This window comes from Sphingomonas sp. PEI4 (assembly GCF_056679955.1).
Genome location: NZ_CM155258.1, coordinates 695,758 through 720,166, shown reverse-complemented (window position 1 = coordinate 720,166; position 24,409 = coordinate 695,758). Strand labels below are relative to the sequence as shown.

Genomic DNA, 24,409 nt, shown 5'->3' with positions numbered 1-24,409 from the left:
CTTAATCCTCGTCCTTCGCAGCGCCCTTGCCGAGTTCGGCCTTGAGCGTGAACGAGTTGGTGGAGGCGATGCTCTCCTCGCCGGTCAGGCCGGCGGTCACGGTGACCGCACCGCCATTGGTGCGGCCGAGCGTCACCGGCGTTGCTCGGAAGCCGGTTGCGGTGCGGACGAACACGTGCGGCCGGTCGCCGATCATCTGCACGGCGGCGGAGGGCACGGCGACGCTGCGGTCGCCGCCGGCCGGAAGCAGGACCGAGACGCCGACGTTCTCGCCGACGCGCCACGTGCCGCCGGCGTTGTCGATCGTGGCGATCACGGGGACCAGGCGCGTGGTCTCGTCGAGGATCGGCGAGACGAAGGTGACGCGGCCATCCTGACGGCGGCCGGCGGATGTCACCTCCACGCGTGCGCCAGGCTTTACGCGTCCGGCGTCCGCAGGCACGAGCGACATCGTCACCGATACCTTGCCGAGGTTGGCGACGCGGAAAAGCTCGGCATCGGCCGCGATCTGCTGGCCGAGCGTGGCGGACCGGGCGATCACCTGACCGGCAATGGGCGAGCGCACCGCAATGCGGTTGAGCGCACCGCCGCCGCCGCCGGTAGCGGACAGTTGCTGCCGCGCGAGACGTAGCGCGATGCTGGCCTCGGTCGCGGCGGTTCTGGCGGCGACGAGATCCTGCTCGGGGGAAACGCGTTCTGCGAAGAGCCGCTGCTCGCGGCGAAGGTTCGACTGCGCAAGCGCTGACCGAGCACCGGCCGCCTCCACCTCGGCATTGAGCGAGGCTGCCTCGCGGCTTTCGATGATCGCCAGCGTCTGGCCGCGCCCCACGGACTGACCGAGATTTCGAGTGAGCGAGACCAGCCGGCCGCCGATCGTGGCGGATACGATCTGCACGCGCTGCGGATCGCCCTCGATCGTCGCCGGCAGCTCGATGGCGCCTGCCACGCCCCCCACCGTCGGGCGGGTGACCTCGATACCGGCATCGGCGATTTGACGAACCGACAGAGTGGCGGCGGCGGGATCACCGGCGCTTCCATCCTTTCCGTCACTCGCTTCGGCGCTGGCATTAGTCGCCTGTTCGGGCGAGCGTCCGCAGCCGGCGACCGCTAAGGCGATGGCGAAGGGCGCGATCGCCCGCGTGATGATGGTCATCGATCGGTGTCCTTGGGCGAAGGCGCGTCGGCGGTGAGTCGCTCGAGGCGGGCCTGTGCGTCATGATAGGCGGCCAGCGCGTCGATCGCGGCCGTCCGGGTTTCGAGGAGCGTTCGTTCGGCGTCGAGCAGATCGAGCTGGCCGAATTTGCCTTCGCGGTAGCCGATGCGCGCGATCCGTGCGGCCTCCTGAGCGGCGGCAAGGGCAGGGCCGGCAGCGTTGCGTGCCGTTGTGGCAGCGTTCGCGGCATCGGCTTGCGCGGTCCCTATGTCCTGTTCGGCATCAAGCAGGGCGATGCGGCGCAGCGCGTCCGACTGGTCGCGCTGCGCGTCCGCCACGGCGACGACCGAACGGCCGCCGTTGAACACGGTAAGCGGGATCGAGACGCCAAAGACCGCCGCGATGTCGTTGGTCTGCTCCAGCCTGCGGGCGCTGGCACTGAGCGTGAGATCCGGCACGCGCTGGCTCCGCGCGAGGCGGACCTGCGCCGTGGCCGTGTCCAGATCGGCGCGCGCGGCGGCGGCGGTCAGCGTACTCGCGCCGCCGGGAGCCGGGAACTGGCGGATCGAATCCACGTGCTGGAACCAGGCGTCGTCGAGCGTTCCGACGGGTATGCCGAGAAGACGGGCGAGGTTCGCGGACGCGACGGCGGCGGAACGCTCCGCGCGCTCCAAGGCGCTGTCGGCGGTCACGCGCGCGACATCGGCCCGCTGCTCCTCGAGCGGCGACGCCCGACCGGCCTGGACCCGCACCATGGCGGCGCGAAGGACCTCTGCGGCGATACCGAGCTGATCCCGGGCGATGGCGAGGCGGCGCTTCGCGGCAATGGCGACGACGTAGGTCTGCGTGACGCGCAGGCGGAGGTCTGCGCGGGCGATGTCGGCCTGCAGACCGGCGCGGCCGATCTGCGCCTCGGCGAGCGCGATCCGGGCGCCGCGCTTGCCGCCGCGTTCGAGTGGCAGGGCGAGGCCGACAGTCGTCTCTGACGAACGCAGTCCCTGATAAATGCCGGACCCGGCGACGTTCTCGGTCTCGGCGACGATCAAAGGGTTCGGTCGAAGCGCGGCAACGCGGCGCTGCGCCTGGGCGGCGCGGACTCCAGCAGATGCTGCATCCTGGAATGGCGAGGTTGCGCCGGCGCGGGCGAGCGCCTCGGCGAGCGTAAGGACCGGTTCCGCCGGGGACGGTGGACTGGTCTGAGCCTGCAGCGGCGATGCGCAGACCCCTGCGGCGATGACGGCCGCGATGATGCGATGCATTGGGATGCTCCTGACGAGGTGGACGCGGGCGCGCACGGCGCACCCGACCGACGCGTCAGGCCTGTGGCGGTCTCAGAGCGGTGTCGGCATCGCGGCCGAAGAGCGTGGCGTCGGCAACGGAGGCGAGCATCGAGCCGGCCGGGGTTCTCGTGTCGGAAAGCGTGTCGGCGTCCGGCGCACTCATGTGGTGCGCGTGGCAGCTGCCATGATGGTGCGGATAGCCCTTGTCGGCGTCAGCCGCGACCTGATCCCCGTCGCCATCGACATCCGACGCCACGTCGTACTGGCTAGTCTCGATGCATCCGCCGACTTCAGCCGCATGCGCCACCCCGACCCACGCGGTCAGGACGAGCATCAGACAGGCAAGGAAGGGCAGCAACCTACGCATCGATGTTTGAACTAGCAGACAATGGGGGTGCTGTAACCGGGCACAGCGCCATCGCCTTTTGCCCAACATCCGCGCATCGGCAACCGCTTAGCGAGCCAGCGACGTTCCGGACCGTCAGCGGCCGGACCGCGACGCCCGAGGCGGCCACCCGGTCGATGCTGGTCCGCCTGCTCGTGCTCGCGGTCGACGCCCTGCTCGAACGGCTGACGTGCAGCTGCCTGATGCGGCACGAGTCATTGCCGATTACCGCGCACGAACTTCGAACGCCGATAGCGGTCGCGGTCGCGGTCGCGGTTACGCGTCGAGGCGGTGGACGACGCGGCGTTGCGCAGGACGCTTTGCGGCGACCTGGATACGCTGGCCGGATTGTGAAGCAGGTCCTGGTACTTACCGAGCTGGAAACCGTCGCGCTGGATGTCGCGGCACCAGTCCGATCTTGTTTAGATCGCGGCCGACGGTGTCGCGTCGATCGCCCCGCCGGCATGCCGATATCGGGCAGACCGATCGCGCCTTTCGACGGGCGCACACCGCGTGATGGTCGCGGGGCACGCGTGTGGATCGCCCAGGCACCGGGGTGCCAGATGGAGAACGCCGTCAACCACAGCGGCGTCGGCAGAAGGATCGACGTCACGGTAATACCGACGGCACGCTGGCGTCTGCGACGACGGACCGGCATACGGAAACAGGATCATGCAGCAATCCTCGTCGATTCTGGAAACAGGATCGCTCGACGGGAGCCGGTTAGCCGGCCTCGGCCTCCCGATCGACCTGAAGAGCACCGACATCAATCTTCTTGAAGTCTGCCGACAACCGGAACGCTTGTTTCAGGACGATCGAGGTCTACCGCACGCGCCGTGCTGGGGAGCTTGCCATTTACGTCTTGCGAGCGCTGATCGTCATATTCCGCCTACTTCTGACTCGAGTTTCGCTCAAATACGGCCGTCGTTGAGCGACAGCATCTGCGAGATCGCCGCCGCGGCGCTGCATAGGCGCAGGACGACGTCGTCGAGCGCCATTGGCGCGACCTTGGTCCGCACGAACGGTATCGCCAGCGCCGCGGCTGCGTGGTCGCCGCGCAGGATCGGGGCGGAAAGCTCGGTGATGCCTTCGGTGAAGCTGCTCGGTGCGTTGAAATGTCCGCGCGTGCGCGTCGCGTCCGCTTCGGCGTGGAGGTCGGCGAGTTCGGCCGGCGTGGCGCGCGGCACGAATAGCGTCTCCCATTGCGCGCGAACGTCCGCCGACTGGAACGCGTACAGGACGATACCCGACGCGGCGTGATGGATCGGACGACGATGACCGACGCGGACGGAGAAGCCGAGCTGTTCGGACGATTCCATCCGCGCGACGACGACCATGTCGCCGCTTGAGGCGAACACCAGATGGCAGGATTGCTTGGTCTCGAGCGACAGGCTGCGCATAACCGGCAGCGCGATTTCCACCAGACTGCGGATCGGCGGGCGACCAAGGCCCATGTCGAACAGACGCGAGGTCAGCGAATAGCCCTCCATCGTCTGCTCGACGAAGCCGCGCTGTTCGAGCACCTGGATCATGCGGAACAGCTCGCCGGTCGATCGTTGCAGGCGCTGGACGATCGCGGTCAGGGTGAGGGGAGCGTGCTCGGTGGCGAGGAGTTCGAGGATATCGAGCCCCTTTTCCAGCGCGGGCGCGCGGTAGGTCGTCTTGCCGTTCGCCGAAGGGGGCGCGTCGTCGTGATCGTCCTCAGCCGGCATGCCTCGCTCCCAGCGCGGACCAGTCGCCGCGCGTGATGCGTTCGGCTGCGTCGGCGACGGCTGCGCGAACCGCGTCGTCGCCGCGGAGTTCGGGGGGGAAGCCCAGCGCGGCATCGATCAGGCGCGCGACCACGTCGGCGGGCGTGCCGTCGTTGGCGGCCGCGGCGAGGCGCTCACCAGCCGGATCGACAATCGGCGTCCCGGCGCGTGCTTGGCGCATCAGGAAGGCAACCCAGGCGCCGAATGCGGTGACGATGCCGGCCGGCATGCGGCCCGCGCGGCGGTTGGCGATCAGCGTATCGCCCAGCCGGTAGGATAGCTTCTGCGAACCGTCCTGCGCGATCTGGTCGAGCCGGTGGACGATGACCGGGTTGCGGAATCGCTGCAGCACGGCGGCGCGATACGCGTCTAGATCGAGCCCGGCGGTGGGCGGCAGCATCGGCATGATGTCGTCGCGGATCATGGCATCGACGAACCCGGCGAGATCCTCGTCGCGCATCGCATCCGCCACGCTCGTCGCACCGCGGAGCAGGCCGACATAGGCCAGCGTGGAATGTGCACCGTTGAGGATCCGCAGCTTGGCCTTCTCGTAGCTGGCGACGTCGCGCGTGATCGTCGCACCGACCGACGCGAGATCGGGGCCGAGCGGCGTGCCGATGTCCTCGATCACCCATTGCGCAAAGGATTCGCGTTGCACGACCGCCTGGTCTTCGAGGCCGAGCGTTCCCGCCACGTCGGCGTAGAGGGCGGCGTCGGACGCGGGGGTGATCGAATCGACCATCGTCGATGGCACGCGCACTTCGCCTGCGATCCAGTCCGCTAGCCCCGCGGCGCGCGCGCGGGCGAATGCGACCAAAGCTGCGTGAAGCTTGGCGCCGTTGTTCGCTAGATTGTCGCACGGCATTGGGACGAACGGTGCGATCCCCCCGGTGCGTCGCGCGTCGAGCCCCGCTACCAGCCAGCCGATCAGGCTGCGCGGGGTCGCGGTGCCGGCGAGATCGTGGACGATGTCGGCATGCGACAGATCGAGCGTCCCGTCGGCAGCCAGGCAATAGCCCTTTTCGGTCACCGTCGAGGTTACCAGCCGGACCGCGGGATCGGCCAGCAGCGCGTGCGTCTGCGCGGCGTCATCGGGTCCGAGAAACTGCCGATGCGCGCCGATCACCCGGTTCGACGAGTCGGCATCGCGCACCGCGAGCGTGTAGAGCCCGTCCTGCTCGGCGAGCGCGGCGACGGTCGCCTTGCTCCGCATCGAGACTGCGGCGATCCCCCAGCGCGGATCCTCCGCCAGCAACGCGTCGATATAGGCCGCCTGATGCGCGCGGTGGAACGCGCCCGGCCCGAAATGAACGATGCCGATCGCAGGCGGCGTGCGGCCGAGCGGGCTGGGGATCGTCGTCGGCAGCCGATCGAGCGTCGCGTACGTCAGTCGTGTCACAGCGTTACTCCACGTTTCCAGATGGCGATCTCGCGTTCGCCGTTGCGTTCGGCGGCGGTCTCGGCGCCCGAGGCGATCGACCGGATGCAGTCGACCAGCGCGGTCTCGGCGGCGGCGAAGCCCTGGTCGAGGACCTGGCCGGCGTCGAAATCGATCCAGCCGGGCTTGCGCTGCGCGAGGTCGCTGTTCGAGGCGATCTTGATCGTCGGCACGGGAAAACCGAGCGGTGTGCCGCGCCCGGTGGTGAACAGGATCATGGTCGCGCCGGCGGCGGCCAGCGCAGTCGAGGATACCGCGTCGTTGCCGGGCGCCTCGAGCATCGTCAGCCCGGCGATCCGCGCCCGCGCACCGTAGGGGATGACGTCGGCGATCGTCGAGCGGCCCGCCTTCTGCACCGCGCCGAGCGACTTTTCCTCGAGCGTGGTGATGCCGCCGACCACATTGCCGGGGGAGGGGTTTTCCGAGACCGGTTCGCCGTGATCGATGAAATACTGTTTGAAGCCGTTCACCACGCCGACGATCGCGTCGAACACCGCGACGTCGGCGGCGCGGTTCATCAGCGCCTGTTCCGCGCCGAACATTTCCGGGATCTCGGTGAACACGACGCGTCCGCCGGCACCGACGACGCGGTCGCTCATCCGGCCGACGAGCGGGTTGGCGGTCAGCCCCGACAGCCCGTCCGAGCCGCCGCACTTGACGCCGAGCACCAGACGATCGAGCCCGACCTCCTGTCGCTCGCACGCCGCCAGCGCGGCGAGTTCCTCGACCAGCGCGATGCCTTCCTCGACCTCGTCGGCGCTCAACTGTGCCGTGAGCGTCCGGATCGCCGGCCGCCGCCACGCCGGGATCGCCTCGATCAGCGCCTTGACCTGGTTCTCCTCGCAGCCGAGCCCGACGATCAGCACGCCGCCGGCATTGGGATGGCAGGCCAGACTCGCGAGGATCTGGCGCGTGCCGTCGAGATCGTGGCCTAGCTGCGAACAGCCGTGCGGATGGCTGAAGGCGTGGACGCCGTCGATCGTGCCGGCGAGGCGTGCGCTCGCCTTGGCGGCGATCCGTTCGGCGGTCCGCGCGACGCAGCCGACCGTCGGCAGGATCCAGATTTCGTTGCGCGTACCCACCCGGCCATCGGGACGGACGAAGCCCCGGAACGTCGCGGTTGGAGCAGGTGAGGGGGCGAGTGCGGGAGAGTCGTCCGCCGGGTCGAAGCCGTAATCGAGCGTGCCCGCGAGTCCTGTCGAGAGGTTCTGGCTATGGACATGGTCGCCCGCTGCGATGGTGTCCGTCGCTCGACCGATCGAATAGCCGTATTTCATCACCTCCGTGCCGGCGGCGATCGGGGCGAGCGCGATCTTGTGGCCGCGCGGCACGTCGTGCGCGAGCGTCAGGACCGCGGCGCCCGTATCGATACGGGCGCCGGCACCGCCGTCATGCAACAGCGTCGCGACGCTGTCGCCGGCATGGACTATCACTGCATCGACCATATCGAACCTTCTCGACCGCCTGAAAGCTTATCGAGCAGCTCCTTAGCCGAAAATATGCCAACTTCACATGTAAAAATAGTTTTGCATGCGGAATCGCGGCTGCGTTTACGATGTCCCGTTCACCTAGGTCATGGCGAACGGGACAGACGTGGATAGCGCTTACTTCGCCAGCGCGGCAGACTGATCGAGCGGAACGACCGGGAGCCACACCGCACTCGCCGACGCCCCGCCGCGGACGATCGTCACGGTCGCCTTCTGGTAATCCGCTTTCTTCGCGAGGAAGATGTTGGGGACGAAGGTCTGCGGGTTGCGATCGTAGAGCGGGAACAGGCTCGACTGGACCTGGATCATGATCTTATGGCCCGGCTGGAACACGTGGTTCACGGTCGGCAGGCGGAACTTGTATTCCTGCACCTTGCCCGCCGGGATCGCGGTCGGCTTGGCGAAGCTCTGGCGATAGCGGCCGCGGAAGATGTCGAGGCTGATCGGCAGTTCATAGCCGCCCATCTTCGGATCGCTCGCGTTTTCGGCAGGGTAGACGTCGATCACCTTGACGACGAAATCGCCGTCGGTGCCCGTCGTCTTCGCAAAGATGTCGGCGATCGGCGCGCCCGATACGCGCACCGGCGCGGTCAGCGCTTCGGTGGTGTAGGTCATCACGTCGGGGCGGCCATCGACGCCGCGCTGGTCGCTGACCAGCCAGTCGCCCCAGCGGCCGTCGCCGAAGTTCACGGGCCGCGGCAGATGCGGCACGGGCTTCGACGGATCGGAGACATAGCTGTCACCGCCGGTCGCCGCCTTGCCGAACCCGAGTGCGCCACCCTCCTGGAGGTAGATCGGCTTGAGCGGCGCGGCGCACCCAGTCTCGCAGGCGAGCGGCCAGGTTGCGAACTTGTCCCAGTGGTTCTCACCGGTGTTGTAGATCGCCGCGGCGGGCAGCGTGACTACCGGGCCATCCTTCAGATACTGGTTGAAATAGGGGAGGAGCATGTCCTCGCGGAATTGCTGCGCGGTGTCGCCATTCCACTGGAACGGCCCGAGGCTGCGGCCTTCGCGGTTGATCTGGCTATGGCGCCACGGGCCCATGACGAGATGGTTGTTGCCGAGCTTCCCCTTGCCTTTCAGCGCCTCCCACGCGGTGATCGCGCCGTACATGTCCTCCTGGTCCCACAGGCCCTGTTCCCAGATCGTCGGCACGTTCGAGGGGTTGGCAGCAAGCAGCTTGTCGAGCGCCTGACCCTGCCAGAAGCCGTCATAGGCAGGATGCGAAACCATCCGCTGCCAATAAGGCAATTGGTCGTAGCCCGACTTCTTCGCCCAATCGCCGGCCGAGCCCACGTCGCGGAAGTTCTCGTAATCGTCATAGCCGCCGGTCGGTGGTGCCTTCCCAGCGCCCTTGTACCCCGTCTGGCTGCCGAGCCACGCGATGTTGGCGAGGCGGAAGGCGCCGTAGTGGAACCAGTCGTCGCCCATCCAGCCGTCGATCATCGGGCTCTCGGGTGCCGCGACCTTTAGCGCGGGGTGTGGGGCGAGCAGCGCCATCGCGACCGTGAACCCCTCATAGGACGAGCCGATCATGCCGACGCGGCCGTTGCTCTCGGGCAGGTTCGCCTTGTTCACCAGCCAGTCGATCGTGTCGTAGGCGTCGGTGACGTGGTCGACCTTGGTAGGGTTCAGCGGGCCGATCACCGGCCGTGTGACGACGTAATCGCCTTCCGAGCCGTATTTCCCGCGAATGTCCTGATAGATTCGGATGTAGCCCGCCTTCACGAACATCTCGTCGGCGAGCGGCAGCGTGGCGAGAATGCTCGAACTGTCGGAGCGGTTCGCGCGGCTCTTAGCATCGTACGGCGTCCGCGTGAGCACGATCGGCGCGTTGGTGACGCCCTTGGGATAGACGATGACGGTGTACAGCTTCGTCCCGTCGCGCATCGGGATCATCACTTCGCGCTTCACGTAATCGCGGGCGGTCGTCGGCGGCACGAATTTCGCGGGGATGTCGCCGCCGGCCGGTGCGGTGGTGGTCTGGGCGATGGCAGCGGTGGCCAGTGCGACCGACGCGAGGGCGATCGTGGGCAGGATCGTGAGTTTCATGCGGGACGGCTCCGTAACAACGTTGCCGCACGCTACGCTCAACCGGGCCGCAGGAGCAATTGCGATGTCGCGGCATGGGCGATGCCGAGTTCCAGCCCCCGCAACTCCGCCAGCCCCCGCAGGCGACCGATCGTCGAATAGCCGGGATTGGTCCGCTTGTTCAGGTCGTCGAGCATCTGGTGGCCGTGATCGGGCCGCATCGGGATGCTGCGGCCATGGCGGACCGAAATCTCGCGTACCGCCTGCATGACGGCGGCCATGTCCGTGCTGCCACCGAGATGCGTCGCTTCGTGGAAATTGCCGGCCTGGTCCCGCTCGACGTTGCGCAGGTGGAGGAAATACACGCGCTCGCCGAAGCGGCGCACCATCGCGGGCAGATCATTGTCGGCGCGTACGCCGAGCGATCCGGTGCAGAAGCAGAGCCCGTTCGCGGCGCTCGGGACGGCGGCCAGCAGCAGGTCGATGTCGTCTTGCGTGCTGACGATCCGCGGAAGGCCGAACAGCGGGAACGGCGGATCGTCCGGGTGCAACGCGAGCTGGACGCCGTGCGCGTCGGCAACCGGGCAGATCTCTTCGAGAAACGAGATCAGGTTGGCGCGCAAGGCGGCGGCGTCGATCCCCGCATAGCCGGCGATGGCCTCGCGGAAATCGACGGAGGTGAAATGCTCCTCGCTGCCTGGAAGCCCGGCGATGATGGTGTTTTCGAGCGTATTGCGTTCCGCTTCGCTCATCGCCTCGAACCGCATGCGCGCTGCAGCCTGCACGTCGGGTGCGTACTCGGCGCCGGCGCCGGGGCGTTGCAGGATGAACAGGTCATAGGCCGCGAGTGCGATCGCCTCGTAGCGAAGCGCCAAGGCTCCGTCTGGCATTGGATAGGCGAGGTCGGTCCGCGTCCAGTCGAGCAGCGGCATGAAATTATACGTGACGGTGGTGATCCCGCAGGCAGCGAGATTGACGATCGTCTCCTGATACGCGGCGATCGCGGCGGCGCGTTCGGGTGTGTTGCGCTTGATCGCCTCGGACACAGGGACGCTTTCGACGACGGCCCAAGTGAGCCCGGTCGCCTCGATCACCGCCTTGCGCGCCATGATGGCCTCGATCGGCCACGCGGTGCCGTTGGGGATGTCGTGCAACGCGGTGACGATCCCGGTGCACCCCGCCTGGCGGATATCGGCGAGCGACGTCGGGTCTGACGGACCGAACCACCGCATCGTCTGAACCATGGCGTGTTCGATCATCGGCATTGTCCTTCTACACCACGGGCGGTCAGCAGCGTCGGATAGAGCCCAGCCGCGGCCGCGATTTTTCGCCTAAGACCATGCGCCACGTATGTCCGACAAGTGGCGTTCGAAAGTTTCTTGGGCGATTGAACCGCCGCAGTTACCGATCAGCGCCAACCGGTTATCAGGGTTCCGAAGGGCTCGTGGCATGACTGAACCAGCGCTTCGCTCAGAGGGGCGCGCCACGTTACGCGTCATAAGCGAACGGACGGCATAAGTCGGTAACGCGAATGGCTGGCCGTGGCGGCGCGTAACAACGACGCGGTATTTGATATGAGACCGACCCCGGTATGGTCGGTGATTTTCGTCGCCTTGGCTTACGAAAAATGGCTCCCTGAGTAGGATTCGAACCTACGGCCACTCGATTAACAGTCGAGAGCTCTACCGCTGAGCTATCAGGGAACGTTGCCGGAGGCGGCTCTATAAACGGCCAGTCGGACGATGCAAGCGGGTTTCAGCGTAAAAACGAAAAGTCTGCGACAAACCGCGCTCAGGCGACGAACTGTTCCATCGTGATGCGGTCGTCGAGCGCGTGTTCTGGATCGAACAGCAGCGTCAGTTCGCGGGCGCGGTCCATGCAGATGTCGACGCGCGCGACGTTTCGGATCTCGCGCTGGTCGGCGACGGCGGAAACCGGGCGCTTGCCGGGATCGAGAACGCGGATGCCGATCCGTGCCTTGTCGGGCAGGATCGCGCCACGCCAGCGCCGCGGGCGGAACGGGCTGATCGGCGTGAGCGCGATCATGCCCGAGCCGAGCGGCAGGATCGGGCCGTGCGCGGACAGGTTGTACGCAGTCGAGCCCGCCGGGGTGGCGACGAGGATGCCGTCGCAGGCGAGTTCGGGCAGGACGATGCGGTCGTTCACCGTCACTTCGAGATTGGCGGTCTGGCGGGTCTCGCGCAGGAACGACACCTCGTTGATCGCGGGCAGCGTGTGCGTGCGGCCGTCGACGCCGAGCGCGGTCATGCTGAGCGGAATGACCTTGAACGGTTTCGCGCGCTCCAGACGGTCGGTAAGGCCGTGGTGGCGCCATTCGTTCATCAGGAAGCCGACCGTGCCGAGGTTCATCCCGAACACCGGCACGGGCGGCTTGCGACGCTCCAGCATCGTGTGGAGCGTCTGGAGCATGAAGCCATCGCCACCGAGCGCGATGATGACGTCCGCCTCCTCGACGGACACCCAATCGCCCATGTCCGCAAGTTCCGCTTCGGCTGCACGAGCGGGCGGGGTGTTGGAGGCAACCAGCGCCCGCCGCTCGTAGCGGATCATCCGCCGGTGACGCTCATGTGGCGTGCGACCGCAGGACCTTCGCCCTGGCCGATGCGGAAATCATGTGCCTTCGGCTTGGCGAACAGGCCTGCGTCGATCGCTTCGTCGAGCCCGGCGGTGCCGCCTTCGCGTAACGCAGCCTTCAGGTCGACCTGATCGTCGTGGCCGAGGCACATATAGAGCTTGCCTTCGGTCGTCAGACGTACCCGGTTGCAACCTTCGCAGAAATTCGCGGTCAGCGGCGAGATCAGCCCGAGGCGGGTACGCGTACCGTCGACGTTCCAGTAGCGGGCCGGGCCGCCGGTCTTGTGCGCATCGCGGGCGAGCGTGAACTGCTGGCCGAGTTCGTCGAACACTTTGTTGAGGGGGAGGAAGCGATCGGTGCGATCCTCATCGATCGCGCCCAACGGCATCGTCTCGATCAGCGACAGGTCGAAGCCCTCGTCGCGGCACCAGGCGAGCATCGGTGCGATCTCGTCCTCGTTGAAGCCCTTCAGCGCGACCATGTTGATCTTGATCGCGAGCCCCGCATCACGCGCCGCGTAGATGCCGCCGATCACTTGCGACACGTCGCCGTGGCGGGTGATGTAGCGGAACCTCTCCGGGTCGCGGCTGTCCATGCTGACATTGACGCGGCGGATCCCCGCATCGACCATCGCCTCGGCATGCTGCGCGAGGCGCGTGCCGTTGGTGGTCATCGTCAGCTCTTCCAAGCCCGATCCGATGTTATGGCCGAGGCGCTGGACGAGTTCGGCGACGTCACGGCGCACCAAGGGCTCGCCACCCGAAAGGCGGATCTTCGTCACGCCGCGCGCAATGAAGCGTTCGGCGATGATCGCGATCTCTTCAAGGCTCAGCAGCTTGCTGCGCGGCAGGAACGTCATCTTTTCGGACATGCAGTAGCGACAGCGCAGGTCGCAGCGGTCGGTTACCGAGATGCGCAGATACTTGATCGTGCGACCATGCGTATCGCGTAAGGGCTTTTGCTCGAGAGTCGGTGCAATCGTCATCCCCTCCGAGCTAAGACGTGACTGTCCCACTAACAAGGCCGGATCGGCTGGTATTGGATTGGCGCGCGGCGATACGGCGGCTAGGCTCGCACCAATCGAGCGAGGTGCGACGGATATGGAAGACATGCAGATCGCAACGACGCTGTTCGCGGTATCGTTCCGTCAACGTGATGAGATCGCGGAGATTTTGGCGAACGCAGGTGCGGGTGCTGGGTGGCAGGCGGCGGTTGCGAGCGATGCCGGCGGGTTGGAGAGCCGGTTCCTGGCGAGCGGTGCGGCGGTGGCGTTGATCGACGCGCGCGGTGCGCTCGACGACGGACTGTCGGCGACGCGCAGGCTGGGCGGGTTCGTCGCCACGAATGGTGCCGCGTTGCTGGTGCTGGTGTCGCGCGGCGATGTCGAGGCGATCGGCGAATTTTTCGATGCCGGCGCGACGCAGTTCCTCGCCAGCCCGGCGAGCGAAGGCGAACTCGTCCAGGCGTTGCGGTTCGCAGGGCGCTATGCTGCGCGTGCGTCCGGCGGGGCGATCGATCGGCGCGGGATACCGGGTGCGTCGCAATATGACAGGGAGACGGGCGAAGCGCGGCGCTGGATCGTCGGGCGGATCGCCGAGGACCGGCCGGTGGCAGTCGTACTGATCGCGTTGTCGCGGCTCGATATCGTCAATGCGGCGCACGGCCGACCCGCGGTGGACGGGTTGATCGAGGCCGCCGTCCGCCGGGCGGAAACCGTCGCGCGCGAGGCGATCGGCGTCGAGGCGATGGTCGCGCGGCTCGGCGGGTCGGAATTCGTGCTGGTGATCGAAGCGTCCGGCGCAGCGGTGACGGCGGCTATCACCGCGCTCGATGCGGCGCTCGCCCGGCCGTTCGCGGTGGCGGATACGCGCGCGGTGCTCGGCTGCCGGTTCGGCGTGGCGCAGCGTCAGCCGGGCGATGATGCCGCGGCGTTGTTGCGCCGGGCGAGCGAAGCGCTGGCGGAGGCGAAGGCGAGCGACGGATCGGTGCTGCACGTCGCGCTGCCCGACGGAGTCGCGCCGATCGACGCGCTGGCAATCGATCTTCACCATGCGATCGAGCGCGACGAGATCGACCTGCGCTGGCAGCCGCAGGTCGAGATCGCGAGCGGCAGGATCACGGGGGTCGAGGCGCTGGCGCGGTGGAGCCATCCAAAGCTGGGGCCGCTGGGCGCCGACGCGCTGTTCGATGCCGCCGACCGTGCGGACCTGGGGATCGCACTGTCCGATCATATCCAGCGGCTCGTGCTGGCGCGTGCGGTGGCATGGCCGGGGGAACTGGGGACATTGCGGGTATCATTGAACCTCACTGCAGCCGATATCACGCGCCCGGGCTTCGCCGCGCTGTTCCTCGCGCGGATCGACGAGAGCGGGTTTCCGCGCGGGCGGCTGACCGTCGAGATTACCGAGACCGGGCTGATCGAGGATCTGACGGCGGCGTCGGCGTTGCTGGCGGAGTTGCGTGGGGCAGGGTGTCGGGTCGCGATCGATGATTTCGGGACGGGCTATTCGAGCCTTGCGTATCTGAAGTCGTTGCCGCTCGATTACGTGAAGATCGACAAGTCGCTGGTACGCGATATCGACGGCAGCGCGCGGGACCGCGTGGTGGTGGCGGGCGCGATCACGATGGCGCGCTCGCTCGGCCTCGCGGTGATCGCCGAGGGGGTCGAGCGACCGTCGCAACTCGAACTGCTCGCCGCGGGCGGATGTAGCCTGTACCAGGGGTTCCTTCTGTCCGAACCGGTGGGCGAGGCGGCGTTGCTCGAACTGATGGCGAGAGAATGATGATGCGAAGCTTGATGCCGGCCCTCGCGCTGGTGACGATTGCAACGGCGACGATAGCAACGGCCGCGCCCGCCCAGGCACCAGCCGAAACAGCGATCCGCCAAAGCATGGAGGCCAGCGCCGCCGGATGGAATGCAGGCGATCTCGTGCGGTTCATGGACGTGTACGCCGATGATGCGGTGTTCGTAACGCCGAAGGGGTTGCTGCGCGGGAAGGAGGCGATCTCCGCCAAATACCGGCCAAGCTTCCGTGGCACGGGCAATGCGCGGGGCAAGCTGTCGTTCGCGTTCCTGGAGATGCGCGGCATCGATCCGCGCCACGCGATCCTGTTCGCGCGCTGGACGCTGACCGGGCCGTCGACCACCGAATCCGGTATGACGACGCTGGTGTTCGAGCGGCGGGGCGCGGCGTGGCAGATCATCGCCGACCACAGCAGTTGATGCGTGGCGGACAGGCATATCGGGATGATGAAATGACGCAAACGCTCGACCGCGCGACAGCAGCGCGGTTTGCCGAACTGACCTTGGGGCACCTGACGCGGGAGTGGCCGTATAAGCTCGACCAGACATTGGCCGGACCAGACGATCTCGCGCTGCCGAAGACGTTGCATCCCGTATTCCACGGCAGTTTCGACTGGCATAGCTGCGTACATGGCTGGTGGCAGGTGATGCGCCTCGCGCGGCTGTATCCGGCCATGGCGCAAGCCGGCGCGGTCGAGGCGTTGGCGGACCGGATGCTGGTGCCCGCGTTGATCGCGGGCGAGATCGCGTATCTCGAGCGGCCGATGACGGGCGGGTTCGAGCGTCCGTATGGCTGGGGATGGCTGCTGGCGCTGCACGACGAGTTGGCGCTGCGTCCCGATCGGCCATGGGCGGCGACGGTCGAGCCGCTGGCGCGTGCGTTTGCGGCGCGGTTTGCGGCGTATCTGCCGAAGCTGACCTACCCCGTGCGGAGCGGGAAGCATGACTGTACCGCGTTCGCGCTCGTCCACGCGCTACGCTGGGCGCGGACGCACGGCGTGTCACTCGCAGCTCTGATCGAAACGCGCGCGCGGGACTGGTATGGCGACGATCGCGATTGCCGGCCGTTCGAGCCGAGTGGGGAGGATTTCCTGTCGGCAACGCTGTGCGAGGCGGCGTTGATGAAGGACGTGCTGTGCGGCGATTTCGCGCCGTGGCTGGCGGCGTTCCTGCCCAATCCGTTCGGTCCGGCGACCGCGTGCCTGCGCTCTCCCGCAATCGTCAGCGACCGTTCGGACGGCCGCCTCGCGCATCTCGATGGCGTGAACCTGTCGCGCGCATGGTGCTGGCGGACGATCGCCGATGCTTTGCCCGATCCGGTAGCCGCTCGCGCGATCGCCGACGCGCATCTGGCCGAGGCGCTGCCGCATCTCGCCGACGATTACATGGGCGAGCATTGGCTGGCGACGTTCGCGCTACTTGCGCTGGAGGCCGACTGATCGCGGAATGGCTGGAGAGAAGGGGTTAGCAGAGCGGGCTGCGCTGCCTAAGGTCGCATCATCGAACGAGAAGAGAGTGATGATGCAAAGACGCCTGGCGTTGCTAGCCCTGCTGGCCCTTTCCACGACTGCCTTGGCACAGACGCCCGCCGCCGATCCGAACGCGTACCTTGAAGATATCCACGGCGCGCGTGCACTCGATACCGTGAAGAGGTGGAACGCGCGTTCGCTCGCCGCGCTCGAAGCCAAGCCCGGCTATGCGCAGTACCGCCAACGTGCGCTGGACCTGTTGCAGGCCGACCGCCAGATCGCGACGCCAGACCAGATCCTCGGCGATCAGGTCCTGAACCTGTGGCAGGACAAGGCGAACGTGCGTGGTCTGTGGCGAGTCGCGTCGCTCGCGTCGTTCACCAGCGGCAAGCCGGTTTGGCGGACGCTGATCGACGTCGACGCGCTCGGGAAGACCGAAGGCAAGAGCTGGGTCTGGAAGGGCGCGACATGCCGCTCGCCATCATACGATCGCTGCATGGTGGCGCTGTCGAACGGCGGTGGCGATGCGGTCGAGGAGCGCGAGTTCGATATCCCCTCGGGCAAGTTCGTTGCGGACGGTTTCGTCGTGCCGAGCTTCAAGACCGGGCTGAACTGGGCCGGGCCGGACGCGCTGTACATCGCGACCGATTTCGGCGCCGGCAGCCTCACGAAGTCCGGCTATCCACGCACGGTAAAGCACTGGCAGCGTGGCACGCCGCTCGCGGCGGCCAGCACTGTGACGAGTGCGACGGCGGAAGATGTGGGGATCGACACCAACGTCTTCACCGAGGGCGACCGGCGCTATGGGCTGGTCTCCCGCAACGTCGATTTCTTCCACTCGAAGCGCAGTCATATCGCCGAGGATGGCCGGCTTGTGCCGTCGCCTTTACCCGACGATGCGGTGGTGAACACCGTGCTCGACAGCCGGCTGATCGCGACGCTCGCGTCCGATTGGCGCGGTATTCCGAGCGGATCAGTGGTCGCGTACGGCATCGCCGACGTGTTGGCGGGGCGCGCGCCGACAATCGAGCGTGTGCTGGTGCCGACCGCGACGCAGGCAGTGGAGCAGGTCGATTCGAGCAAATCGGTGTTGTGGGTGAAGATGCTCGACGACGTCTCGGGCCGGCTCGTGACGCTGACCCGCGGCGCGGACGGCGTCTGGACGCAAGGCGTCGCGGCGCTGCCAACCGCGTCGACGATCCACCTCGATGCGACCGCAGGCAAGGACGACGTCGCCTTCGCGATGGTCGAGAGCTTCCTCAGTCCGCCCGCGCTCTATGCGGTCCGCCCCAACGCGAAGCCGGTGACCGTCGACGCGCTGCCTGCGCGGTTCGACGCGTCCAAGATGCAGGTCGAGCAGCGGTTCGCGACGTCGAAGGATGGGACGAAAATCCCGTATTTCCTCGTGCGCAAGAAGGGCACGACGGGCCCGGTGCCCGCGCTGGTCCACGCGTATGGCGGGTTCCGCAATGGGCAGACGCCGACCTATCTCGTCGACCAGCCCTACCGCTCGGGCCCGGCCGGCCTGTTCTGGGTCGAGGAAGGCAATGCGTTCGTGCTCGCCAATATTCGTGGCGGTGGCGAATACGGGCCGCGCTGGCACCAGATGCCGCTGCGCGAAAACCGGCAAAAGGCGTATGACGATCTCCACGCGGTCGGCGACGATCTGGTGCGGACTGGAGTCAGTGCCAAGCGGAAGGTCGCGGTGTCGGGACGCTCGAACGGCGGCCTGTTGGTCGGCGTCGCGATGGAACAGCGGCCCGATCTGTACGGTGCGATCGTGATGGGGTCGCCGCTGCTCGACATGCAGCGGTATTCGCATCTGTCCGCGGGCGCGTCGTGGATCGGTGAATATGGCGACCCGGACAAGCCGGCGGATTGGGCGTTCATCTCGCAATACTCGCCCTACCAGAACCTGAAACGCGGCGTGAAATACCCGACGCCGTTCATCTACACCTCGACCGAGGACGACCGTGTCCACCCCGGCCACGCCCGCAAATTCGCCGCGCGGCTGGAGGAATATGACGACCCGTTCTTCTACTATGAGAACCCCGAAGGCGGCCACGCGGCCGGCGCCGACAAGATCGAGGACGCCAAGCGCGCGGCACTCGTCACCGTTTATCTTAACGCGCAACTTGCGCCACAACGCTGATCGTCAGGAATTCATGATGCGTAATTTCCGTCTTTTGCTCGGCGTCGCGATGCTTGCGCTGCCCGTCTCGTCCATCCCGGTCCCCGCTGCTGCCGCGCAGGTTCAGAACACCGCGTTCGCCGCGCTGTCGAAGCGCTATGTCGACGGTCTCGCCCAGCTTAATCCGTCGTCGGCAACGTCACTCGGCGATCATCGGTTCGATGCGCAGGTCACCGACATGTCGGCTGCCGGTCGCGCCAAGCGCGAGGCGTTCTCGAAGGCGATGCTCGCCGATCTCCAGCGGATCGACCGGAAAGCCCTGTCGCGCGAGGAGCAGGTCGATGCGGCGTTGCTGGACAATGCGCTGCGCTACGACATCTGGGATACCGAGGCGCTCGCCGGGTGGGCGTGGGACCCGCAGGTCTATAACGACATCGCCGGTAGCTCGCTCTATTCGCTCGCCGCACGTGATTTCGCGCCTTGGCCGCAGCGGCTGAACGCGGCGACCGCGCGCATGGCGGCGCTCCCCGCGTTGCTGGCGCAGGCGCGCGCCAACATCGTGGTCGCCCGCGTGCCGTCGATCTACGCGACGACGGTGGCGAAGCAGAACAGCGGCATCGTCGACATCGCCGAGAGCATGCTCGCCCCGCACAAGAGCGAGTTGTCGGCGGCAGATGCCAAGCGGTTCGACGCGGCGCTGGCCAAGCTGAAGGCGGCGGTGGCCGAGCATCAGGTCTGGCTCGACAAGACGCTCGTGCCGGGGGCGAAGGGCGACTTCCGCCTGGGTGCGGCGCTGTACGACAAGAAGCTCGGCTTCGCGCTGCAATCCGACCTCACGCGGACCGACATCAAGCGTCGCGCACAGGCTGCGATCGTCGATACGCGCGCGCAGATGTACGCGATCGCGCGCCAGATATTCGGCGCCAAGCCCGGCGCGCTGTTGCTCCCCGACAAGCCGTCCGACGCGCAGCAACAGGCGGCGATCCAGGCCGCACTCGAACTCACCTACGCCAAGCGTCCGCCACGCGACGGCATGATCGACGCCTCGACCAAGGCACTGGCACAGGCGACCGCGTTCGTCCGCGACAAGGGCCTCGTCGGGATGCCCGATAGCCCTGTGAAGATCATCACCATGCCCAAGTTCCAGCAGGGCGTCGCGGTCGCGTACTGCGATTCGCCGGGGCCGCTGGAGAAGAACCTCGGTACGTTCTTCGCCGTGTCGCCGATCCCCGACGACTGGACCGAGGCGCAGGCGACGTCGTTCCTCAGCGAATATAACGACTACATGATCCACGACCTGGCGGTGCACGAGGCGATGCCGGGGCATTATCTGCAGCTCGCGCACGCCAACGCAACGCAGTCGACGCTGCGCGCGGTGCTCGGCTCAGGGCCGTTCGTCGAGGGCTGGGCGGTGTATGCCGAAGGCATGATGGCGGACGAGGGGTATCTGAACGGCGATCCGCTGTTCAAGCTGACCGTGCTGAAAATGCGGCTGCGGTCGATCTCGAACTCGTTGCTCGACATCGGAATCCACACCGAAGGCATGACGCGTGAGCAGGCGATGCAGCTGATGACGCACACCGCGTTCCAGCAGGAGCGTGAGGCGGCGGGTAAATGGGTCCGCGCGTCGCTCGGTTCGACACAGTTGCTGAGCTATTTTACCGGCTATTCGGAGCATATGGCGCTGCGGGATGAGGCCAGGAAGCGTCAGGGCGCGGCGTTCGATCTCAAGCGCTACAACGATGCGCTGCTAGCCCACGGTTCGCCACCGGTGCGCTACGTCCGCGAACTGCTGCTCGACCTGCCGATCGGCTGACTGCGTGATCGTCGCCTGGGGCGTTCGCGTTCCAGGTGACGATCGAAGGGGAGGGTTGGTGGGCCCGGCAGGAATCGAACCCGCAACCTAGCCGTTATGAGCGGCCAGCTCTAACCGTTGAGCTACAGGCCCCACCGGCGCCTGCGTTAGCGCAAGCATCTGCAAAGCAAAAGACACAAAGAAAAAGGGCGCTCCCGAAGGAACGCCCTTTCCGACATTAAAACTCTATCGGGCGCGAACGCCGGACGGAATTTTAGTTCATGTTGTCGGTCTTTTCGTCGGCAGCGTCACGGACGTTGTCGGCACCGGCATTCATGTTGTCAGCTGCATTCTCGAGCACGTCAGTAGCGACTGCGTTCGAGCTGTTGTCCGCCATGGCGTCCATGTTGTCAGCCTGCATTTCCATGTTGTCAGCCAGCATGTCCGCGTTGTTCTCGACTGCGGCTGCTTCTGGCGACTTGCTGCATGCTGCGACGGACATCAGGCCGGCGGCAGCAGCGATCAGAACGATCTTCTTCATTCGAATGCTCCCAAGCATAGTTTCACTCGCGGCCGACCCGATTGCCGTCGCGAAGTCACGTCAAATAGCGGACCTCGGCGGGCGGTCAATCCGCTAAATTCATCTCCCCGCAAGGTTTGCGGCAGAACGATGACGTTTCAGTTGCTGCAGCTCGTCACTTATGGGGCACAATTGGCCCGATTTCCTCGGGTGCATTGGCCACAGTCGCGATCATCGCGGTCCACGCCGCGACGTTCTGGCGGAGCTGTTCGGGGTCGATCCGCTCAAGCGTATCCTCCGGCGTGTGATGATAGTCGAAGTAGCGCAGCCCCGACTGGTTGAGGTCGATTCCGGCCACGCCCGTCGCAATCGTCGGGCCGACATCAGTGCCGCCGTGCGGGGTGCCGGCCCCGCGGATGATCCCTAGCGGTGCTAGCGCGATGGCTAGACGATCTTCGATGGGCTTGGCGGCGGCGGGCAGGCTGCTTTCGAACCGCCAGACGCGATCGGCGCCGAAATCCGATTCGGCGGCGGTCGCGTGACGCTCGCCGGCATGCGCCTTGGCGTAGGCGACCCCGCCGAATCCGCCGCTCTCCTCGTCGCCGAACCAGACGACGCGGATGGTGCGACGTGGGCGCTGGCCGCTGTCCATGACGAGCTTGGCGGCAGCCGCGGTGATCGCGATGCCGGCACCGTCATCGATCGCGCCGGTGCCGAGATCCCAGCTGTCGAGATGGCCACCGACGAGGACGATGCCCGCCTTGGGATCGGTGCCGGGGACTTCGGCGACGACGTTGCCCGACTCCCGCATCCCGACCTGCTTGTCTTCGAGTACCAGCTTCAGCGTCACCGGCTTGCCCAGTTTCACCAGCCGCTCGACATGTTCGGCGTCCGCGACAGACAGCGCGGCTGCGGGAATCGGCGTTACGCCTGCTTCGAAATTGGTGTTGCCCGCGTGTGGCCCGCGCCCGTGATCGGTGCCGATCGACCGGATCACGATCGCCGCTGCGCCCTTCTTGGCGGCAACGTTCGGTCCGACGAAGCGCGCGGTGCCCTGCGATCCATAGCTCGACCCATCCTGGGTCGGCTGCATCGCGTTCGACACGAATGCGATCTTGCCCTTCAGGCTGCCGTCGGCGGCGAGTGCCAGGTCATTGTATGTGGGGAAATACACGATCGGCAGGGTCAGCCCGCCCGGCGGCGTCGCGCCCGAATTGCCGAGGCCGACCAGGTGCAGCTTCTGCGTATAGGGTGCGACCAGGTCCCCGCTCTCCGTGCCACGCGACCAGACCGGCAGCTGGTAGGTCTCGATCCGCACGTTCTTGAACCCGAGCGCCTTCAGCTTGGCGACCGACCAGGCGCGTGCGCGCGGTGCCGCCTCTGTGCCGGTCATCCGCGGGCCGACCTCGGTCGTGATCCCCTCGACGATCTTGTAGGCGGTGTCGTCGGTCAGCGCCTTGTCACGGAGTGCAGCGACCTTGGCGTCGGCCGTGGTCGCCGGGGCGGCGGTACGCTGGCCTGCAAGAGGAGAGGTGAGGGCGGAAGCGGCCAGCGCCGCGAGCAGGGTGCGTTTCATCATGGGCGCAGCGTATGTCGGCGCTCCCCGTTTGCCAACGGCTCGCCGCATCGCTATCTGCGCACGTCAAATCCTGCCCTTATTCAAAACGGAGCTCGGCACCCACATGGCCGTCCAGTATACCTACGTCATGAAGGGTCTGTCGAAGACCTTCCCCGGTGCCAACAAGCCCGTTCTCAACAACATCCACCTGCAGTTCATCCCGTCGGCGAAGATCGCGATCATCGGCCCGAACGGCTCGGGCAAGTCCACGCTGATGAAGATCATGGCCGGCATGGATCCCGATTTTACCGGCGAGGCCTGGGCGGCGGAAGGCGTCAACGTCGGCTATCTGGCGCAGGAGCCGCAGCTCGATCCGACCAAGGACGTGATGGGCAACGTCAAGGACGGCGTCCGTCCGGTCGCGGATCTGGTCGATCGGTTCAACGCGATCTCGGCCGAGATGGGCGATCCGCAGGACGACACCGACTTCGACGCGCTGATGGAGGAGATGGGGGAGCTTCAAGCCAAGATCGACGCGGTCGACGGCTGGGCGCTCGACAGTCAGCTCGAACAGGCGATGGAGGCACTGCGCTGCCCGCCGGGCGACGCGTCGGTGGTCAATCTCTCGGGCGGTGAGAAGCGCCGCGTCGCGCTCTGCAAGCTACTGCTGGAAAAGCCGCAGATCCTGCTGCTCGATGAGCCGACCAACCATCTCGACGCCGAAAGCGTGTCGTGGCTGGAAAACTACCTCAAGGAATATACCGGCAACGTCATCCTCGTGACGCATGACCGCTACTTCCTCGACAACGTCGTCAACTGGGTGCTCGAGCTCGATCGTGGGCGCTACTACACCTACGAGAGCAACTATTCGGGCTATCTGGAGAAGAAGGCGCTGCGCCTGAGCCAGGAAGAACGCGAAGAGCAGGGCAAGCAGAAGGCGATCGCCGACGAGCTGGCGTGGATGCGCCAGACTCCCAAGGCGCGCCAGACCAAGTCCAAGGCGCGTATCCGCGCGTTCGACGAGCTGATGGAGAAGCAGGAGAATCGCGTCGCCGGTAAGGCCGCGATCCTGATCCAGCTGCCCGCCCGTCTCGGCGGCAAGGTGATCGAGGCCAAGGGCCTGACCAAGTCGTACGGCGACAAGCTGTTGTTCGACGGTCTCGACTTCACGCTGCCCCCGGGCGGCATCGTCGGCGTGATCGGCCCCAACGGCGCCGGCAAGTCGACCCTGTTCAAGCTCATCACCGGGCAGGAAACGCCGGACGAGGGCACGATCGAGGTCGGCTCGACCGTCAAGCTCGGTTACGTCGACCAGAGCCGCGACGATCTCGATCCGAACAAGAACGTCTGGCAGGAAATCTCCGACGAGCTGGAGATCTTCCGCTTCGGCAAGCAGGAGATGGGGACGCGGGCGTATGTCGGCGCGTTCAACTTCCGCGGGGCCGACCAGCAGAAAAAGGTCGGCCAGCTGTCGGGCGGCGAGCGCAACCGCGTGCACATGGCCAAGATGCTCAAGGAGGGTGGCAACGTCCTCCTGCTCGATGAGCCGACCAACGATCTCGACGTCGAGACGCTGCGTGCGCTCGAAGAGGCGCTGGAGACGTTCGCGGGTTGCGCGGTGGTCATCAGCCATGACCGCTTCTTCCTCGATCGCCTTGCGACGCACATCCTGGCGTTCGAAGGCGACAGCCATGTCGAGTGGTTCGAGGGCAATTATGCGTCGTACGAAGAGGACAAGCGTCGTCGCATGGGCGATGCTGCGGATCGGCCTACGCGGTTGGCGTACAAGAAGCTCACTCGCTGATCGACTGGAGCCTGCCGCGAGCCCGGATTGCCGGGCTGCGGCGGACTTGCGGCGGACAGGCCTTCGTGAGTTTGGTAAAAACCCCGTCATCCTGACGTTCGTCAGGATGACGGGTAAGGTGATCGGATCGCGGATCTGGGTCTGATGCTGAATGACCGCGTGTGCGAAGATATCGCGGCATCGCAGGTGGGTCCAATGGCCGCCATGC

Annotated in this window: 19 protein-coding genes and 2 tRNA genes; 6 read left to right on the top strand and 15 right to left on the bottom strand. The window is 66.5% G+C overall.

Annotated elements, in window-relative coordinates; all coding sequences use genetic code 11:
* Nucleotide 1: 1 nt before the first annotated feature.
* The 12 genes from AC1MLZ_RS03150 to moaA all read right to left on the bottom strand — a co-directional run bounded on the left by AC1MLZ_RS03150 (nt 2) and on the right by moaA (nt 13,106).
* The gene (locus AC1MLZ_RS03150; RefSeq protein ID WP_480960409.1) at nt 2–1,153 is read right to left on the bottom strand and encodes an efflux RND transporter periplasmic adaptor subunit; all 1,152 of its coding nucleotides are present in this window, start codon (nt 1,151–1,153) and stop codon (nt 2–4) included.
* Nucleotides 1,150–2,412 (bottom strand): TolC family protein, encoded by a 1,263-nt coding sequence (locus AC1MLZ_RS03145; RefSeq protein WP_480960408.1) that lies wholly within the window; start codon nt 2,410–2,412, stop codon nt 1,150–1,152. The genes AC1MLZ_RS03150 and AC1MLZ_RS03145 overlap by 4 nt, the downstream gene beginning before the upstream one ends.
* Before the next feature lie 55 nt (nt 2,413–2,467).
* Complete coding sequence (locus AC1MLZ_RS03140) at nt 2,468–2,767, bottom strand: hypothetical protein (RefSeq protein WP_480960407.1); 300 nt, start codon at nt 2,765–2,767, stop codon at nt 2,468–2,470.
* Nucleotides 2,768–3,240: 473 nt separating this feature from the next.
* A complete protein-coding gene (locus tag AC1MLZ_RS03135) occupies nt 3,241–3,492 on the bottom strand; it encodes a hypothetical protein (RefSeq protein ID WP_480960406.1) in 252 nt (83 codons plus the stop codon).
* Nucleotides 3,493–3,729: 237 nt separating this feature from the next.
* Entirely contained in the window at nt 3,730–4,530 is an 801-nt protein-coding gene (locus AC1MLZ_RS03130) for an IclR family transcriptional regulator (RefSeq protein ID WP_480960405.1), read from the bottom strand.
* A complete protein-coding gene (locus AC1MLZ_RS03125) occupies nt 4,520–5,968 on the bottom strand; it encodes a mannitol dehydrogenase family protein (RefSeq protein WP_480960404.1) in 1,449 nt (482 codons plus the stop codon). Before AC1MLZ_RS03125 ends, AC1MLZ_RS03130 begins: the two co-directional genes overlap by 11 nt.
* The gene (locus tag AC1MLZ_RS03120; protein WP_480960403.1) at nt 5,965–7,452 is read right to left on the bottom strand and encodes a UxaA family hydrolase; all 1,488 of its coding nucleotides are present in this window, start codon (nt 7,450–7,452) and stop codon (nt 5,965–5,967) included. The genes AC1MLZ_RS03125 and AC1MLZ_RS03120 overlap by 4 nt, the downstream gene beginning before the upstream one ends.
* A 159-nt stretch (nt 7,453–7,611) precedes the next feature.
* Entirely contained in the window at nt 7,612–9,546 is a 1,935-nt protein-coding gene (locus AC1MLZ_RS03115) for a CocE/NonD family hydrolase (RefSeq protein WP_480960402.1), read from the bottom strand.
* 38 nt (nt 9,547–9,584) lie between these two features.
* Entirely contained in the window at nt 9,585–10,784 is a 1,200-nt protein-coding gene (gene uxuA, locus AC1MLZ_RS03110) for a mannonate dehydratase (protein WP_480960401.1), read from the bottom strand.
* A 369-nt stretch (nt 10,785–11,153) separates the two neighbouring features.
* Nucleotides 11,154–11,228 (bottom strand) — tRNA-Asn (locus AC1MLZ_RS03105).
* 88 nt (nt 11,229–11,316) lie between these two features.
* On the bottom strand, nt 11,317–12,096 hold the full coding sequence (locus tag AC1MLZ_RS03100) for an NAD kinase (protein ID WP_480960400.1): 780 nt from the start codon (nt 12,094–12,096) through the stop codon (nt 11,317–11,319).
* Nucleotides 12,093–13,106 (bottom strand): GTP 3',8-cyclase MoaA, encoded by a 1,014-nt coding sequence (moaA, locus tag AC1MLZ_RS03095; RefSeq protein ID WP_480960399.1) that lies wholly within the window; start codon nt 13,104–13,106, stop codon nt 12,093–12,095. The genes AC1MLZ_RS03100 and moaA overlap by 4 nt, the downstream gene beginning before the upstream one ends.
* 124 nt (nt 13,107–13,230) lie before the next feature.
* Between moaA and AC1MLZ_RS03090 the strand changes: the two genes are divergently transcribed.
* The 5 genes from AC1MLZ_RS03090 to AC1MLZ_RS03070 all read left to right on the top strand — a co-directional run bounded on the left by AC1MLZ_RS03090 (nt 13,231) and on the right by AC1MLZ_RS03070 (nt 20,340).
* Nucleotides 13,231–14,904 (top strand): putative bifunctional diguanylate cyclase/phosphodiesterase, encoded by a 1,674-nt coding sequence (locus AC1MLZ_RS03090; RefSeq protein WP_480960398.1) that lies wholly within the window; start codon nt 13,231–13,233, stop codon nt 14,902–14,904.
* Nucleotides 14,905–14,936: 32 nt separating this feature from the next.
* A complete protein-coding gene (locus AC1MLZ_RS03085) occupies nt 14,937–15,344 on the top strand; it encodes a YybH family protein (protein WP_480960397.1) in 408 nt (135 codons plus the stop codon).
* A gap of 32 nt (nt 15,345–15,376) precedes the next feature.
* Entirely contained in the window at nt 15,377–16,363 is a 987-nt protein-coding gene (locus AC1MLZ_RS03080; protein ID WP_480960396.1) for a DUF2891 domain-containing protein, read from the top strand.
* Between the two features lie 79 nt (nt 16,364–16,442).
* Nucleotides 16,443–18,545 carry a prolyl oligopeptidase family serine peptidase gene (locus tag AC1MLZ_RS03075; protein ID WP_480960395.1) on the top strand — a complete coding sequence of 701 codons (2,103 nt, stop codon included), beginning with the start codon at nt 16,443–16,445 and terminating at the stop codon, nt 18,543–18,545.
* Between the two features lie 16 nt (nt 18,546–18,561).
* Nucleotides 18,562–20,340 (top strand): DUF885 domain-containing protein, encoded by a 1,779-nt coding sequence (locus AC1MLZ_RS03070; RefSeq protein WP_480960394.1) that lies wholly within the window; start codon nt 18,562–18,564, stop codon nt 20,338–20,340.
* Between the two features lie 56 nt (nt 20,341–20,396).
* Here AC1MLZ_RS03070 and AC1MLZ_RS03065 read toward each other — a convergent pair.
* The 3 genes from AC1MLZ_RS03065 to AC1MLZ_RS03055 form a co-directional block, all read right to left on the bottom strand.
* Nucleotides 20,397–20,472: transfer RNA gene (locus tag AC1MLZ_RS03065), tRNA-Ile, on the bottom strand.
* Between the two features lie 121 nt (nt 20,473–20,593).
* Nucleotides 20,594–20,860 (bottom strand): hypothetical protein, encoded by a 267-nt coding sequence (locus AC1MLZ_RS03060; protein WP_480960393.1) that lies wholly within the window; start codon nt 20,858–20,860, stop codon nt 20,594–20,596.
* Between the two features lie 154 nt (nt 20,861–21,014).
* Nucleotides 21,015–22,418, bottom strand: a complete 1,404-nt coding sequence (locus tag AC1MLZ_RS03055) for a M20/M25/M40 family metallo-hydrolase (protein ID WP_480960392.1) — start codon at nt 22,416–22,418, stop codon at nt 21,015–21,017.
* A 103-nt stretch (nt 22,419–22,521) separates the two neighbouring features.
* Here AC1MLZ_RS03055 and ettA point away from each other — a divergent pair, with 103 nt between their 5' ends.
* A complete protein-coding gene (gene ettA / locus AC1MLZ_RS03050) occupies nt 22,522–24,201 on the top strand; it encodes an energy-dependent translational throttle protein EttA (protein ID WP_480960391.1) in 1,680 nt (559 codons plus the stop codon).
* The last annotated feature ends 208 nt before the right edge of the window (nt 24,202–24,409 follow it).